Annotated in this window: 18 protein-coding genes and 1 pseudogene; 2 read left to right on the top strand and 17 right to left on the bottom strand. The window is 56.0% G+C overall.

The features are described from left to right. Positions 1–36: 36 nt before the first annotated feature. A complete protein-coding gene (locus ACOYW0_RS16185; protein WP_482414865.1) occupies positions 37–1,194 on the top strand; it encodes a class I SAM-dependent RNA methyltransferase in 1,158 nt (385 codons plus the stop codon). Positions 1,195–1,515: 321 nt separating this feature from the next. Here the strand turns inward: ACOYW0_RS16185 and rsgA are convergent, their stop codons facing one another. From rsgA to ACOYW0_RS16225, 8 genes are all read right to left on the bottom strand, one after another. Next, the gene (gene rsgA / locus ACOYW0_RS16190; RefSeq protein WP_482414866.1) at positions 1,516–2,574 is read right to left on the bottom strand and encodes a ribosome small subunit-dependent GTPase A; all 1,059 of its coding nucleotides are present in this window, start codon (positions 2,572–2,574) and stop codon (positions 1,516–1,518) included. A 703-nt stretch (positions 2,575–3,277) separates the two neighbouring features. After that, on the bottom strand, positions 3,278–3,712 hold the full coding sequence (locus ACOYW0_RS16195; RefSeq protein WP_482414867.1) for a VOC family protein: 435 nt from the start codon (positions 3,710–3,712) through the stop codon (positions 3,278–3,280). Between the two features lie 13 nt (positions 3,713–3,725). Next, positions 3,726–4,157, bottom strand: coding sequence for a GNAT family acetyltransferase (locus tag ACOYW0_RS16200; protein ID WP_482414868.1), 432 nt, complete (start codon positions 4,155–4,157; stop codon positions 3,726–3,728). Positions 4,158–4,217: 60 nt separating this feature from the next. Continuing rightward, positions 4,218–4,547: a hypothetical protein gene (locus ACOYW0_RS16205; RefSeq protein WP_482414869.1), complete on the bottom strand. Its 330-nt coding sequence runs from the start codon at positions 4,545–4,547 to the stop codon at positions 4,218–4,220. Between the two features lie 14 nt (positions 4,548–4,561). Next, positions 4,562–4,918 carry a nuclear transport factor 2 family protein gene (locus tag ACOYW0_RS16210; protein ID WP_482414870.1) on the bottom strand — a complete coding sequence of 119 codons (357 nt, stop codon included), beginning with the start codon at positions 4,916–4,918 and terminating at the stop codon, positions 4,562–4,564. Between the two features lie 294 nt (positions 4,919–5,212). Further along, positions 5,213–5,482, bottom strand: coding sequence for a hypothetical protein (locus tag ACOYW0_RS16215; RefSeq protein ID WP_482414871.1), 270 nt, complete (start codon positions 5,480–5,482; stop codon positions 5,213–5,215). Between the two features lie 375 nt (positions 5,483–5,857). Continuing rightward, complete coding sequence (locus ACOYW0_RS16220) at positions 5,858–6,472, bottom strand: alpha/beta hydrolase (protein WP_482414872.1); 615 nt, start codon at positions 6,470–6,472, stop codon at positions 5,858–5,860. Positions 6,473–6,585: 113 nt separating this feature from the next. Continuing rightward, complete coding sequence (locus tag ACOYW0_RS16225) at positions 6,586–7,047, bottom strand: GNAT family N-acetyltransferase (RefSeq protein WP_482414873.1); 462 nt, start codon at positions 7,045–7,047, stop codon at positions 6,586–6,588. A 580-nt stretch (positions 7,048–7,627) separates the two neighbouring features. On the opposite strand from ACOYW0_RS16225, the gene ACOYW0_RS16230 reads away from it, so the two are divergent. Beyond that, complete coding sequence (locus ACOYW0_RS16230) at positions 7,628–8,479, top strand: GNAT family N-acetyltransferase (RefSeq protein ID WP_482414874.1); 852 nt, start codon at positions 7,628–7,630, stop codon at positions 8,477–8,479. 80 nt (positions 8,480–8,559) lie between these two features. On the opposite strand, the gene ACOYW0_RS16235 is transcribed toward ACOYW0_RS16230, so the two are convergent. The 9 genes and pseudogenes from ACOYW0_RS16235 to ACOYW0_RS16275 form a co-directional block, all read right to left on the bottom strand. Then, positions 8,560–9,198, bottom strand: a complete 639-nt coding sequence (locus ACOYW0_RS16235) for an HAD family hydrolase (protein WP_482414875.1) — start codon at positions 9,196–9,198, stop codon at positions 8,560–8,562. Then, complete coding sequence (locus ACOYW0_RS16240; protein ID WP_482414876.1) at positions 9,195–9,932, bottom strand: L-2-amino-thiazoline-4-carboxylic acid hydrolase; 738 nt, start codon at positions 9,930–9,932, stop codon at positions 9,195–9,197. The genes ACOYW0_RS16235 and ACOYW0_RS16240 overlap by 4 nt, the downstream gene beginning before the upstream one ends. A 578-nt stretch (positions 9,933–10,510) precedes the next feature. Then, positions 10,511–10,921: a hypothetical protein gene (locus tag ACOYW0_RS16245; protein WP_482414877.1), complete on the bottom strand. Its 411-nt coding sequence runs from the start codon at positions 10,919–10,921 to the stop codon at positions 10,511–10,513. Between the two features lie 67 nt (positions 10,922–10,988). Continuing rightward, positions 10,989–11,201, bottom strand: a pseudogene (locus ACOYW0_RS16250) (HAD family hydrolase); the annotation flags it as partial. 58 nt (positions 11,202–11,259) lie between these two features. Next, entirely contained in the window at positions 11,260–11,796 is a 537-nt protein-coding gene (locus ACOYW0_RS16255) for an FxLYD domain-containing protein (protein ID WP_482414878.1), read from the bottom strand. Positions 11,797–11,916: 120 nt separating this feature from the next. After that, positions 11,917–12,618: a class I SAM-dependent methyltransferase gene (locus ACOYW0_RS16260; RefSeq protein ID WP_482414879.1), complete on the bottom strand. Its 702-nt coding sequence runs from the start codon at positions 12,616–12,618 to the stop codon at positions 11,917–11,919. After that, positions 12,590–13,006 (bottom strand): VOC family protein, encoded by a 417-nt coding sequence (locus ACOYW0_RS16265; RefSeq protein WP_482414880.1) that lies wholly within the window; start codon positions 13,004–13,006, stop codon positions 12,590–12,592. The genes ACOYW0_RS16260 and ACOYW0_RS16265 overlap by 29 nt, the downstream gene beginning before the upstream one ends. A gap of 503 nt (positions 13,007–13,509) precedes the next feature. Further along, positions 13,510–14,166, bottom strand: coding sequence for a hypothetical protein (locus ACOYW0_RS16270; RefSeq protein WP_482414881.1), 657 nt, complete (start codon positions 14,164–14,166; stop codon positions 13,510–13,512). Positions 14,167–14,214: 48 nt separating this feature from the next. Then, entirely contained in the window at positions 14,215–14,769 is a 555-nt protein-coding gene (locus ACOYW0_RS16275) for a GNAT family N-acetyltransferase (RefSeq protein ID WP_482414882.1), read from the bottom strand. Between the last annotated feature and the right edge of the window lie 56 nt (positions 14,770–14,825).

Here is a 14,825-nt window from a genome sequence, read left to right on the forward strand (position 1 = left end):
CTAAGGGCGAGGGGGGCAGGGCAGAGGGGCTGTGATATGAGCGGTGGCGTGGGGTCACGGTTTGAAGGGACGATACGGTCCCTGGGGAGCAAAGGGTTTGGTGTCTGCGACCACCCCGGGGGCGGCGTGTTGTTCGTGCCCGGGACCTGGCCGGGGGATGCGGGGCTGTTTGAAATTACGGACCTTGAGAAGCGCTACGGCCACGCCCGGCTAGTTACCTTGAGGAGGCCCTCCCCCCATCGCGTGGATGCCGCCTGTTCCCACCACGGCTTCGGCGTTGGGTTGTGCGGGGGCTGTCCCTGGATGTTCGTCTCCTACGAGGCACAGCTCCGCGAGAAAGAGCGCCAGGTCCGATACCAGCTTGAGCGGGCCGGGTTTTCGTCAGATCCAACGGCGATCCGCCCTGTCATGGGGTCACGGGCGGTCCTTGGGTACCGCAATCGCGCCCAGTTCAAGACCGACGGGAGGGCAATCGGGTATGTCTCGCCCGTGACCCGCACCCTGGTTCCCGTGTCCGATTGCCCGGTGCTGGACGGGCCCACTAGGGCCCTGTTTCACCGACTCAAAGGCGAACTTCCCACCGATGCCTGGCTCCCCGGAGAGGGGTTTACCTGGAACTACCTCGACATCGACAGCGACACCACCCTTGACTCCCTTACGTTGAACCGAAGGCGCCCCTTCCGGCAGGGCAACGAGGCCCAGAACCGGACCATGAAGGCATGGCTGAGGGACCGCCTCCACGCCGAAGACCGCGCCGTGCCCATCCTGGAACTGTTTGCAGGCTCCGGGAATTTCACCGAAGAGATTTCGTCCATGGGGTTTTCTCAGGTGTGCGCCTCGGAGGTGGCGGGCAACGCGGTTTTGCCCCTTGGCGAACGGGGCCTGCCCGGTGTTACCGTGGTGGCTGCCGACCTGTTCAAACCCCGCACGTGGGCCGATCTTGCCGCGGTCATGCCTTCCCCTGAGATCCTGGTGATGGACCCTCCCCGGGCCGGATTTTCAGGCCTGCCCCGATTCCTCAGGATGTTTCCTTCCATCCGCACGATTTTTTACGTGTCGTGCGACCTTCCCCACTTTATCCGGGATGTTGCCCAGGCCCGCAAAAAAGGGTTCTCCCTCACCGATCTCCAGCCACTGGACCTTTTTCCCCATACCCCCCACGTGGAAGTGCTTGGGGTGCTGCAGAAACGGTGAACGTGTCAGGGCGGAGCGACAGCCGGTAGGCATTGCCCATGGCCCAATCCCGGGGAACAAGGCCATGGACAGCCTGATCAGAGCAGGTTGCCTCGCCTTCTGCCGTTTAGCCCGGTTGGGGCTGAAGAGCAGACGGCGAGGCATGTCCGTTATATTTAGAAAAGTCGACTTGTCGGTAACTTAAGGCCGGCCGAAGTCGCTCGTCGGACCTGTTTGCCAAACTTTCTTGTCGCGCCGTAGCCCTTGGGCGAAGGCGGATAAAACGTTTGTCCCCCGGCAGGGCCGCCGGAGGCGCTTTTGAACTGAATTAGGTACCACGCCTCATCGTTTGATCTGTCCCCTTTTTTTCATCTGTTTCATCTCCTGGGCCACCCATTGCCAGCGCTCTTTTTCGATGCGGTCCGCGCTTTTGGTCTGCCTGTCGGAGAGGTAGGCCAGCTCGCGTTTCTGCTTGAGGTAGCTCTCCAGCCGCTCGGTGTCCAGCTCGCCGGTACGGCAGGCTTCCCGCACCCTGCACCCGGGTTCCCCCGTGTGGGTGCAGTCCGAGAACCGGCACGACTCAGCCCAGGCTTCGATCTCCGGAAAGGCGCTGTCCGATCCGTCGTCCACATCCCAGAAGGCGATTTCACGGATGCCGGGGTTGTCGATGAGGGCGCCCCCCGTGGGAAGGTGGATGAGGTCCCGGGTGGTGGTGGTGTGGACCCCTTTGCCCACATGGCTGCTGATCTCCCGGGTGGCCTGGATCTCTTCACCGGCCAAGCAGTTGACCAGGGTGGATTTTCCCGCCCCGGAGGAGCCAAGGAGGGCTACTGTCTGGCCTTCTCCCAGGTAGGGGGCAAGGGCGGCGATGCCATCCTTGTGAACCGATGAGACAGGGTGCACGGGAACGCCGAAGGCCACGGACTCCACCTCGAGAACAAAGGGCTCGGACGAGTCGTGGAGATCGGCCTTGCTCAAGATGATGACGGGGGTGCACCCGCAGTTGTAGACGAGGGTGAGGTAGCGTTCGATGCGGCGCAGGTTAAAATCCCTGTCCAGTCCGCAGACGATAAAGACCCAGTCCAGGTTGGCGGCAATGATCTGGGTGCGGACGGGGGTGTTCTCTTTTTTGCCCTGTCGCCCGGAAGCTCCTCTGGACAGGGCGTTTTTCCTGGGCAGCACCGAGGTGATCCTGCCGTCGGTGAGGTGGACCCAGTCCCCGGTGGCCGGGAAGAGCCCGTTTTCATCGGCTTGTTTGTAAAGTCTGCCCGAGGCGGTGGTCAGCGATTCGGTCTCTCCGTCGCTGACAAGGAAAAAATTCTTCCGGACGCCTGTGACCCTGACGGTTTTTTCTATGGGGTTCTGGTTGATGTCGGTCTGTTTGTGGTTGTGGGTATCCAAGGGGTATCCCTCCAAAGGGTCTGCACCTGTTTGATGGTGCAGCACATAAAAATCGTGGTGGGGAAGGGCGCGCCCCCATCCTTGGGATGACGGGTCGATTGCCTTTCCTGTGTTGCCATATCATTGATTTTTAGGTGGATACCGTTGCCGGTCCGGAGGGTACACGTCTGGTGAGGGCGTGCAACGAAAGGTGGGGCTTACGCAAACGCATGGGATGGGTCAAAAGGTGCCGGTGCCTTTGAGGGGCCTTGATGCGGCAGGTGTGACCCGCGTTGAGTCGATGGTCCGGAAGATAAGATAAACCGGGCCTTCGATGTGAGTCCTGTTCCAGTCGTTACCGGGCGGCAACGGGGGATACAAGCTCCTGGAATGTTCCGAACATAAAAAAAACTCCTTTCGGTGCCTGGCACCGTTACGGCCGTCAGGCCGGTGTATCGGATGTCCGATATGTATACCCGGAAAGGGGAGGTGTCAAGGTGACGATCACAGGGCCAACGAAGGTAGCAATTCAGTTGCCTCCGGCGGGTCGCTTTTTGAAAAAAGCTCCGCAAAAACGTTCCGGTAAAACATGAAAAGAAGAGGGGGTATGCAAGGTTGATGTGTATACCAAAAAAAACGAAACCTGTTTGTCCAACTTTTCAAAAGGTTGGCCCGGCAGGGCCGTCGGAGGCAACGCATCTAAATGTGTTGGCCCTGGTGACGATCAGGCGTCGGGGGCTTCAAGGGTGACATTGCCCTTGGCGTCCAGGTGCCAGAACGGATTGTGGGCGACCTCCCAGAGGTGGCCGTCCGGGTCAGCAAAATAGCCGGAGTAGCCGCCCCAGAACACCTCCTGGGCAGGCTTGACGATGCGCGCCCCTGCTTGGGCAGCCCGTTCCAGGACTTCCTCCACCTCGGCCCGGGAGCGGGCGCAGTAGGCAAGGGTTACGCCGGAAAAGCCGGAGCCGCGGGCCGGAAGCTCGGCATCTTCGGCCAGGGCCTCCCAGGGGTAGAGGGCAAAGATCACCCCGTTGAGCTGGAAAAACCGGATCTGCTCCTCAGCAGACCCCACGGTCCATCCCAGCCCTGTTTCGTAAAACCGCTGGGATCGGTCCAGGTCTTCAACGCCCAGTGTTATGACGCTCAGTCGCTGGTCCATGGGTCCTCCTTACTTATTTTGCCGGGGCACCATCGGGTATCAGCCGTTTGCCAATGCAGACCACCGGGTCTTTTTTGTAGCCGCAGCCCTCGTAAAAGGAGATGACCGGTTCATTGGTGTCCCGGACCATGAGGTTGATCTTCGGGCATCCCAACTCCACAAGGCGCGATTCCACTTCCTTGAGGAGCGCAATCCCGAACCCTTTTTTCTGATGGTGCGGCAACACGGCCAGGTAGTTGACGGAACCGCGGTGGCCGTCGTACCCACCCATGGCCGAGGCCACGATACTGCCCTCCAGCTCGCCCACGAGAAAGAGGTCGGCCTTGACGGCCAGTTTGCGTTCGATATCCTTATTCGGGTCGTTCCAGGGGACGGTGAGTCCGCATTCCTCCCAGAGGGCGATGACCTCTTGGGCGTCCGAGTCCGTAAAGCAACGTACGTTCATGCTGTGTCCTTTGCAAATGAGCAGAACGGAGCCCGCCGCCAAGGGCTCCATGGCTTGTTATTACTCCGGGTTGCGTCGAAGGAGCTTGATCTCAAAATGATAGGTATCGGTGGACGGGTCGTGGCTCACCAGCCTGCAGGAGGAGACATCCACCCATTTTTCAATGGCCAGGATGGTTTTCGGGTAAAACCGAATGTCGGAGTCAAAGCGGATGCCATAGACCAGCTCGGTGTAGGGGAATCCTTCTTCAACATCTGCCCTGCCCAGAAAGCACACCTCCAATGGGGAGAGCGTCGGCGTTCGGCCAGTTTCACTGCGCTCCATGTCGATGACATGCTCAACGAACAGTTGCCTGTACCTGTCAAAGTCCTTGATGGGGTCCTGGGGCATGTCGGTGCCTCCGTTCAGTCCGGGATGGGCAGGTTGTGTGCTTTCAAAAAGCTCAGCTTGTCCCAATACCCTCGTTGAAATACGATTTTGTCTTCCACGACATGGAAAAATCCGCACCCCCTTAATCCGATGGGATCTTTCCACTCCAGAATGGCCCACTCCCCGTCCTGGAAGATGTTTTCCACGATACAGACCATTTCAGAGCCTGCAAACTCTTTGGCGAACATTTCGGCAATGGCCGCTTTGCCCGTTACAGGCTCGTTTGCAACCTGGTGGTTGGTGGCATTTTCTGCATAAAAATCTGAGATAAGGTGGGCGTCCCCTTTATTGAAGGCCTCTACCCATGCCTTGACGATGTCTCGCGGTTGCATAACTCTCCTTGTGGCCCATGGCGTTCCGAAACATCAGGTGTTTACCTGATGCCTTGCCTGTGAGTGAGTATGGGGCCAGTGCCCATGACGATGACTTGAAGTTTACTGCCCTTTTAGGGCTTTGGCAAGGTTGGCATGGGAGCAGGGCAGGGCCGCCGGAGGCAAGATCTAAATGCGGTTGCCCTGGGGTGCAGGGAAATACCTGGGAGGGGGTGCAGGATCGCGGAAGGGCGGGGAATCACAAGGGACAGGCGTGCTATGCCTGCCCCTTGGATCATGTTGTCGGTAAGGGACTTAACGTGTTTTGTATGGGCACTTTCTTCCCTCTCGCGCCTTGGCCGTGAACCAGCCGTCTTCCCACTCCATTTTCTGACCGATGAGGTCGCAGTCGTCCTTTGTCCCTCCTGGGCCGTCGCCTTCCAGGCCGTGGCCTTTTTTCTGGGCGTCATAGCCATAATACCAGCAATCGCAGCGTGATGAATCTTCCTTTACTGCCAGGGAAAAAACAGGCAATGCAACCAAAACCATGATGAGAATACCAACTTTGACGAGATGGCGTTTCATGTGCGGTCCTCCTGTCTGGTGACCCGTAAAACGGGTTCTGGGTACACGTGCATGGAAGTGTTGCTTGGTGATGAAATAAGGCAGGCTGTTGTTGATAATGTATACTTCACATACGATGGCGTTGGAGGTCAAGTGCTTATTTTGTTTGGTGTTTCTTTTTTATGTTGTGGGGTTCGAGGCTGATGTGAAACATGGAATCGATTTCATGAAATCTGTCTCAATATAAAAAAGAGAGGAAAAGGAAAGGCCCCAATGCCATGAAAGCGAAACTGGCATTGGGGCCTTTTTTGTTGGACACAGCGTTACGGTTGATTCGTGGTTGGGAGCCTGTGAAATCCGACCACACCCTGTGGCGGCTCCCGTTCTGGTAGTTGTTTATGCTGAAAAAGCATGGTTGATGAAGGTTGCCAGCGTTTCAACCGCAGCGTCTTTATGCTCGTCGAATATCTGGGTGCCATGGCCGTCACCTGGGTAGAAGGCGAGGGTTTTCGGCGCGCTGAACAGGGCGAGCATGCGATGGTTGTCGGCTGCGCCGTCATCCCCTTCGGAGTTGATCAGCAGCTTGGGAACGGAGATGGCTTTTAACTCTTCCTCGGTGTAAAAAATCGTCCCTTCATGCTCAATGGGCGATGAAAGGGCTGCGACGCCCACGATTCTTTCGTCATTGGAGTGCTTTGCGGCCACCTTGAGAGACGCGACACCGCCCCTGCTCGCCCCGGCAAGGAAGATGCGGGTGGCACCCATGGCAGTCACATGGGCGATGACCGCTTCAAGGATGTGGGACTGCTCAAGGGAAAAGCCGGGATAGTCGTAGGTCACGACCATGTGGGGGCCTGAGGACAGGGCCTCCACCACAGGTGCCCACTCCCGCTGATCGTTGGTGTCCATGTTGGAGAGGATGACGGCCGTTGTTCCCGAACCATGCAGGGTGCCCGGAACGGATGACGTATCTGACGTGGACTGGCTGATGGGGATGGTTATGGGGTTCATGGTGTCCGCCTCTCTTTTTGACGTGAATCGCAGGTGAACTGTAAGGAGTGATGAAAGGGACGTTTCTGTGATGCCTTGTCATCTCGATGAAAACATGACGGTGATGGCGCAGGTTAATTCACGTTGCAGACCATGGGTACAAAGACGATGCCGCTTTTTTCCTGTTGTGGGCCTGTGGGGGTGAATCCAAGTTTTTCATAGGCCGCCTGTGCATAGGTCGACGAGTTGACCGTGATCTCTGACAACTCAGGGTTCATGCTTCGGCACGCCTCCAGGGCGATGCGAAACAGCTCCCTGGCGATTCCCTGGCCGCGGCGGCCCACAAAGAGCAAGGAGACATGGCTGCAGGCGACCATTTCGATGACCCCCACCATCTCGTCCTCCTGTTCTGCGACAACCACCACCTGGCCTGCACCGGATCTGGCTGCCATGGCGTCCGGGGAGGCGTATTTGAAAAACTCCCGGATGCCCTCGGGGCTGTAGCCGGGGGCCACCAATTCATTGAATACTGTTTCAACAAGGGCGCAGGCGCGGCGCTCATCGCCCTTTTTCATGATTCTGTAACGTATATCCATGGTCATATCCGTGTTGGTTAGGTCAGCAGCCCCTGTTCCCGGATGCAGGGGCAAGGGCGTGATCGTGTGAAAAAAAGGTGGGAGACAGCGTAGGCATGTTTGAGGTATTTGGCAAGTGTTTCCTGGGGGATGAAGGGGAAATAGTAAACAGGAAATAGGAAACAGGGAGGAGCCGGGAAAGGCTGGGGCGTCTGTGGTGCCCGGAGGAATCCTTTCCCAGCTTTCCCAGGCCTGGTTCCTTCTATTTGGGCCTTGATTCTCTGTCTTGCGTAAATGGTTAAAAACTATATAGTTAGTTACACGAGGGCGTCGGATGTGATGGAACCCGTTCGAATCGTTGCAGCGTGGGTAACGATTCAGCTTGCCTCCGGCAGATCGCTTTTTTGAATAAAAGCTCAGCAAAAACCGTTCCTGATGAGAACGCATCTCAATTGTTTCGGAGGAGCCTCGAAATGACGGCTCAAAACCTGTTTGTCAAACGTTTCTAAAGGTTGGTCTCCGGCAGGGCCGCCGTAGGCATTTTTAGCTGGATAGTAACCAGTGTGGGCAGGTAAACGGAAACACATGAGGGAGGGGGCTTATGTCTTCAGCAGAGTTTGCCGTCAGGATCATGACCCGACGAGATATGGATATGGCCGTTGCGTGGGCGGCCATGGAGGGGTGGAACCCCGGCATACATGACGCCGAGAGTTTTTTTTCGGCGGATCCCAACGGTTTTTTTATAGGGGAAGTGAACCGGGAGCCGGTGGCAACCCTTTCAGCGGTCTCCTATGGGGAAAGGTTCGGGTTCCTTGGTTTTTACATTGTCAAGCCGGAACACCGCGGGAAAGGGTTCGGCATGCAGATATGGAATGCCGGGCTGGGCTGGCTCCAGGGCCGGAACGTGGGGCTGGACGGCGTGGTTGCCCAGCAGGACAATTACAAAAAGTCCGGTTTTAAGCCGGCGTATCGAAATATCCGCTACGAGGGGCGCGGTGGCGGGGAACTTCCCACACACGGCGGGCTTCAACCCCTTACCGCACTGCCGTTCCAGGCCGTTGAGGCGTATGATCGGCCCTGTTTCCCGGATAACAGGACCCGGTTTCTTGCTTCCTGGCTTCATCAGCCCCAGGGCATCGCTTTGGGCGTTGTCCTGAACGGGGACCTTGCGGGTTATGGAGTCATCAGGCCCTGCCGGCAAGGGTTTAAAGTGGGTCCCCTCATGGCGGACACGCCCGAGGTGGCGGAGACCCTTTTTCTTGCCCTGAAAGCCGGGGTGCCGCCTTCGGAACCTGTGTATCTCGATGTCCCGGAAGTAAACCACGAGGCCGTGTCCCTTGCAGCACGCCACCAAATGGACATCGTTTTTGAGACCGCGCGGATGTACACGGGGCCCGCCCCCGACATTCCCCTACATCGCCTGTATGGCGTCACCTCCTTTGAACTGGGGTGATTTTTTCGGGCCGCTTTAACCAGCCCGTATCTGCTCTCCACGGAAAATCGTCACCAAACGATCAATGATCTATCTCCGGGTTAAATACCGATAAGTGACAACACGGATTCGGCATCCCTGAAATGGTCCACCTGTTTGGTGTGGGAGAGGCCGTTTCCCACGAGGATAAACTGGTAGTCGAGCTTTCTGCTCGCTTCTTTGTCCCAGGGCCCGTCACCGAAATAGGTTCTGGTGGTAAATTCAGAGTGCCTGCAGCGGGACTCGGCGGTCTGCATGACCCGGGTCCGTTCCACGTGGTCGGAGCAGGAGGCAAAGGCCACGTCCGACGAATCGAACCCTGCAGACCGGAGCTTGGCCTTTGCTGTCTCTTCCCAACCGCCCGTGGCAAGGGCGATCTCCACATCATCCCGTGCCCGCAACAGATCCAGAAAGTCCACGGCCCCGTCCACTTCCCGCACAGGCGAACTCTTCAGGTGGGAGGCCACCAGGTGGGTGAACTCCTCTTTGACCTGTCGGTGAAGGGTCGCCCGGTTTTCATGGAGCCCTTTCATGGTAAGGAATTCATCCAGGATGCCTGCGTCCGTGATGTGGGTATACCGTGTCCAGTCGGTGTTCAATGCGACGCCAGTTACTTTTTTGACGGCCTGGAGATAGCATTCCGCGTCAAATCCACATGACTGGATAAGGGTGCCGTCGATGTCAAACATAATGAGGTTCACGCTTCTGTTCCTTTACAGCTGTATCCATTGCTGCGTTCAAACCGAAAATCACACGTGTGTGAGCCGGTGGGGAGGGTGCCCCGCCGGGTAAAGGTAAAGTTGAGCCGGTCGCCCATTTTTGGGTACACGACGTTGTCGATCCTGCACCAGGGAAAGCTCCAGGCGGGGTTGCCGTAAGCCTTGGCAACCTCATGGATAACACAGAAATGGATGTGAAAGGAGAGGGCATTTTGTGTGTCCTCGATGATCTCCGTGTGGTGGAGCCCTTCCTCAACCGCTGCCTGGACCTGGGCCTTGGTATACTCGGCAAAGGAGCGGAAGCTGTCATTGCATGCCTTGAGGTCGCTCACCGGAACCGCAAAGAGGTTGACGGCGGACCCTGTTTTCAGCAGTGCCGCCTCTGTCCGTTCGTGGATATCCGTCACCAGGTCCCTGGCTTTTTCCATGCCGAACCGTTCATCCAACACCTTCATGAGGGCGATGAAGTCAAAGGTTGACTCAATGACCGCCCGGGGCGCGCCTCTTTTTTCCAAGTCGAGCCAGTCAGCCTGTTTCATGTGCCTCACTTCGTCGCGCCACCGGTAGAGCACCTTGGGAATGCCCCTGATTCCCACCTCGCGGCGCAGGACGCCCAAGATCTGGCAGAACATCTTTTTTTCGATCTTTTGGAACTCAGGGCCTGCAAGGGAGTCCACGAGCCCGTTGCCGTAATTTGCCATGTGTTCAATATTCATGGGTGCCTCCTTTCATTCCGGGGTTAAGAAAAACCACACCTGGGATGGGGAGAAACTGCCTGCGTAATACGAACGATTTGTGTCGGAAAACGGCTGTTGTGATAACCAGCAGCGAAAAAAAGGGTGTGCCTTGTGGGACCAAAGCCGGGTGACCTGAAGAGTCGCCTAAGCTCTGGACAAGATCAGAAAGCAGACAGGCCAAGAAGGTGGGGCGCCTGTGGGGAGGAATTTGGCGTACCCGGCGTGTATGGTAACGAGGCCCTGGGGGACCAATTTCGGTGATGAGTGGATGGGCGTGAGGTGAATTTGTCGCTCGCTGAAGTCACACAAGGCCTTTGGGGCCCCTCGGGCTGATCACTGGGGCGAGCCCAAAGGTATGACCTTGCTTCCAACGGGGTGCCGATGAGCGGGGGACTGGTTTTGGAGTCGGTTTATGAAACAGAGCCGATACCATACTCTACCGGTTTTCTGGCTGTAGGGCAAATGATCATATATTTCAAGCTGTCATGGGCGCAGTGCCACCCATGCCTTCACATAAACCGCGCCAGGGTTGTCACCAAGAGGTGAGGCCTTGGGGGCTACGAACATACCGGAATGTACCATTTGGGTTTCATGCGACCGAAGTCGCGGCGCAGGTTGTGTGTGAGCCCCTTTTTGGAATCAAGGACAAAGGCCCCGGTGTGTTGCCGTGCAAACACCACCCAGTGCCAGAACGGCTTGCCGTTTTCCATGCGCCATTTGATGGCCAGCAGCGCCTTGTCCGGCAGCTCCTCCCAACCGGTAAAGGGAATTTCGCTTTGCCCCACCGGTACCCCCAACTCAGAGAGGAGCTTTCTGACATGCCCTGTTTCAGACCATAATGCCTTGTCGCCAGCAAAAATTCCCATGCGGTTGGCAATTACCCTGCACTCCTGATAGCCGATACCCGCCAAGGCCGCACAGGCAGCAATGCCGCATCCTGTTGTCTCTTCCTGAATGACTGGTTTCATTTTTTCATGGATGTCTTTGGGGTGTGTTGCGTGTCGTAAACTTAACCATCTGGCGTTTTCTGTGATTTCAAAAACGATACCGGAGCACCTCAGCCAGGTCGTCCAGGACAATGTGCCCAAGGGCCAGGAGGTCTTCGGTCGGCTGTATCATATCAGGAATTTGTACCACGGTCATTCCGGCTGATACGGCGGATTTAACGCCGTTGCTGGAGTCTTCCAGGGCGAGGCAATCGGGCGGAGACACGTTGAGCCTGGTCGCCGCCATGGCATAGATTTCCGGGCTCGGTTTTCTTTATATTTACGAAATTGTTCCATTCAGGGGGGGCATGGTCTGCGCTTCAGATTTTAAACTCCTTTGCCGAGGAAAGGTGGATTTCGATTCGGTTTGACCGCCTTTGGGATACCTCTTCGTCGGTTGCTTGAATAGTCCCCAGGGAACGCTTAATGCTGAAATTATGGGACTCGCCCGGCTGCAGGATCTTGATATTGCTGAGCCAGGTGTTGTCCTGGACGTCAATGAGATTATCCTGTGCATCATAAAATGAGACATTCAGCATGATTTCATTCAGGGGTTGGTTCGAATCGTTGGTAATGGTTGCCACCAGTTTCTCTTTTGTGGGCCAATCGGAGAACGTGTAGTTGACGTTGCTGAAATTGACGTTTTTTTTGATAGCGAGGAATGATTCTATCTCATCAGATTTTTTTTCATCGAAGGTGTGAAAGGCGTTGGAGATGGCGTTAATGGTTTGTGAGGTGAGTTTTGAAATTGCATACTGCGCGGTCAGAGCCGTAAAAACAGGCCAGATGGACAGGGCAATGGCTACGACGATGATGGGACTGTTGAGCAACTTCCAGAGTTTTTTGAGCAAATTCATTGGGGCTCCTTTGAAGAAAGGTGTGTGAGGGGGGGAGTCAGGTAAATGGGGGGGACGGGTAATAGATACCCCGAACCTTTCGGTGGTTCGGGTACGGTGGGTGTTTTTTGTGGAATGGTGTCATATAGGTGTCAGCCGGGCCAGAAATTCCCCGTTTTCTGTTTTCTCCAGTTCCTCCGTGTGCCACCCGCAGCCTGAAGCCTGCTCTGACAGGGTATCGAAATCGACGTGCAGCCAGCGCATCCAGGGGCCGGTGCGGCCTTTGAATGAGAGGCGGAATTCCAGCTCCCCCGGGTACCCGGGGCTGTCGGTGCTCCCCTGGTTCAGGGCTTCGTCCACGGAGTTGGCCAGCAGCTGCCCTCCGGGGGCGAGAAGGGATGCGCATGTGTTCAGCAATACGGGGATCCGGCTGACGGTTTCGCAGATGCCGATGGTGTGCCCCAGCATGAGGATGGTGTCGAAGGCCTCTTCCGGCATTTCGAAAAAATCGCATTGCCTGATGTCTGTTATTCCTCGTTCTGAAAGGATTTCAACTGCCTGGGGGTTGACCTCCACGGCCGTGACCTCATGTCCTGATTCCTGAAACGTCACCGCATGGACCCCGCTTCCGGCGCCCACGACCAGAATCCGGCCGCGACACCACGGGAGAACCTTTTCCGTGGGATAGAACGCCTCCGGGCTTCGGAAGAACTCGGAAACCGGGATGGAGGCGATGCGCCCGGATTTGTATTCATGGTCGAGCCGGGCATCCCTGTCCCCCCGCCAGTAGGCAAGGAGGGCGTTGCCAAAGGGCTCAAGGGCTGGGTGGTTTGTCGTTTTCATGGTCTTTGTGCTCAATGATGTTAAAGCTGACCCCTTGAGGATCCTTTACGACGCAGAAACGACCCACGTTGGGAATGTCCGTGGGCGGAAGAACGATTTCACCACCGAGTTCTTCTGCCTGTTTTGCCGACAGTTCGACATCGTCAACCGAAAGATACGGGTCCCAGCAGGGGACAACGTCATCGGGGACGTTGCCCTCCTTGAGCATCATCCCTCCCACAAAGACGCCATCTTTAAAGGCTGTGAGGTATCGGTTTCCGTAGATTGTCTTGGTCTCGGCAAAGCGCCACCCAAACAGGTTGCCATAAAATGTTTTGGCAGCTTCCAGGTCGGTTGTGATGAGCTCGTTCAGGCTGAAAAAGCCGTGTTTCTTGGACGGGTCCGTCATGGTTAGTCACCGATTTGCTTTTCGGGTTGGTCACGGGCTGATCCGCCTGCCCTTTGGGCTTTCGATATCAGCCGGGGGGACGCCAAAAGAGAGGTCTCTTGCTCACCGGTGCCATGGTGCGCGTGTCACACGCCCTGCACCGGTTTATCTTCTTTGACTTACAGCGGTTTAGCATAAGGAGGGACTGCAGGCAAGGGGCTGTCGCCAGGGCTAACGCATTAATATATTTTAGTCTCCGGAGTCCCTGTCGGTGGGCAAACTTTGAAAAGTTTGACAAGCAGGCTTCGTTTTTGGGGCGTGCCCCAGCAGTGCATCATCATTTTCATGTTGTTGTCTATCAAGGCACTTGTCTCCAGTCTCGCAGTGATTATTTCAAAAAGAGACCCGACGGAGGCAGGCTGAATAGCTACACAGGGATATCACCTTAGTCTCTCTGCTAGAAAATTCGGGCAGGGGGATCCATATGCGGCAGTGACGATCACGGTTGGCGCAGGCCTCTGTGGCTACTGCGGGGTTTCCTGATCAATGGCCTCACAAAACGATGCGATCTGCTGTTCGCCGTAATGGCTTTCGACAGTAAAGGAGCGAAGGGGGCGCCGGAGAACAAGCCGGGAAAACAGCCTGAAGATTCCGATTAAATGGAGCTCATGGTAATTGCTGGAAAGTCCCAGTGTGGACGCAGGGACTCCCCCTGCTTTTCGGATTTGCCCGGCCATGGGGGTAAAGATAAAATCAAGTTCAAAGACGTTCAGGGGCGGCCCTCCGAAGGTGGCAAAAGCACTCACCGGCTTGTGCCGCAGGCCCTTGATCTGCCTTAAGTACCTCGCAACAGGATAGGAGGTATAGGCCCACTTGGGGCCGCCGATGCATACATGATCAAAGGCCGATACATCCGCAAAAACAGGCGGCCGAATCGCTTCTTCCGGCTGATGGTAGCCGGTTATCCACCAGCGGTAAAAAACCGGACTGATGAGCGACAGCCCGATGAGAGGGTATTGGTAGAGCTGCCGGAAAAGAAGGCTCCAGCAACTTCTTGTGTTGACGACATCAAGGGTCTCCCGGTGAACACCATGGCCTCGTGATGTGAGGTCGCGGGCAATACGGTCGGCAAGTTTTTCGGTGCAACCGGTTCGGGAATAACAGACAATCAAGATCTTCATGATGCCTCTCGCGTGGAGCGTGATGAGTCTGTCGCCATATGGGCCCTGTTACGGTTTCGTACCAAAATATCGGGTCTTTGTGAATGCGTAGACCCACTCGTCTGCATAAAACTCCGATCCGTCTGGAACCGAGTGGAGGGTTTTCCGGTACCTCATCCCAATTTTTTCCAAAACCCGTACGGAGGCGATGTTTAGTGGCTTGACTCCGGCAACGATCTCTTCAAGTTGCAGGTCGGAAAACCCATAATCCAGAACAGCGCTGGCCGCTTCGGTAATGATGCCTTTGTTCCAGTGGGCCGGTGTCAGTCCATAAAAAATTTCTGTTTTATCGGGCTCCGGCTCAAAGGGCTGCAATCCGCACCAGCCTATGATTTCACGGGTCTCTTTCATGTGAATCGACAGGTTTGTTCCGGTAAAACCCGTCTCAATATTGCCTTGGTCTCTTTTGATGAACCATGTGATGATTTCCTCAATATCCTTAAGGGACGGCACATCCTCCGGAAGGTAAGTATAAATCTTCGGATCATGAAGCGCTTTTGCAAATGCTTCCGCATAGTCAAGGCGAAAGGGTTTTAATTTAAGCCTGTGGGTTTCAATATACAAAGATGCATTCCTTATCGAACGATTGCGTTATGCAGACGCCGAGCTCAACGAGTAGG

This window comes from Desulfoluna sp. HI9BLuna, from assembly GCF_056829775.1.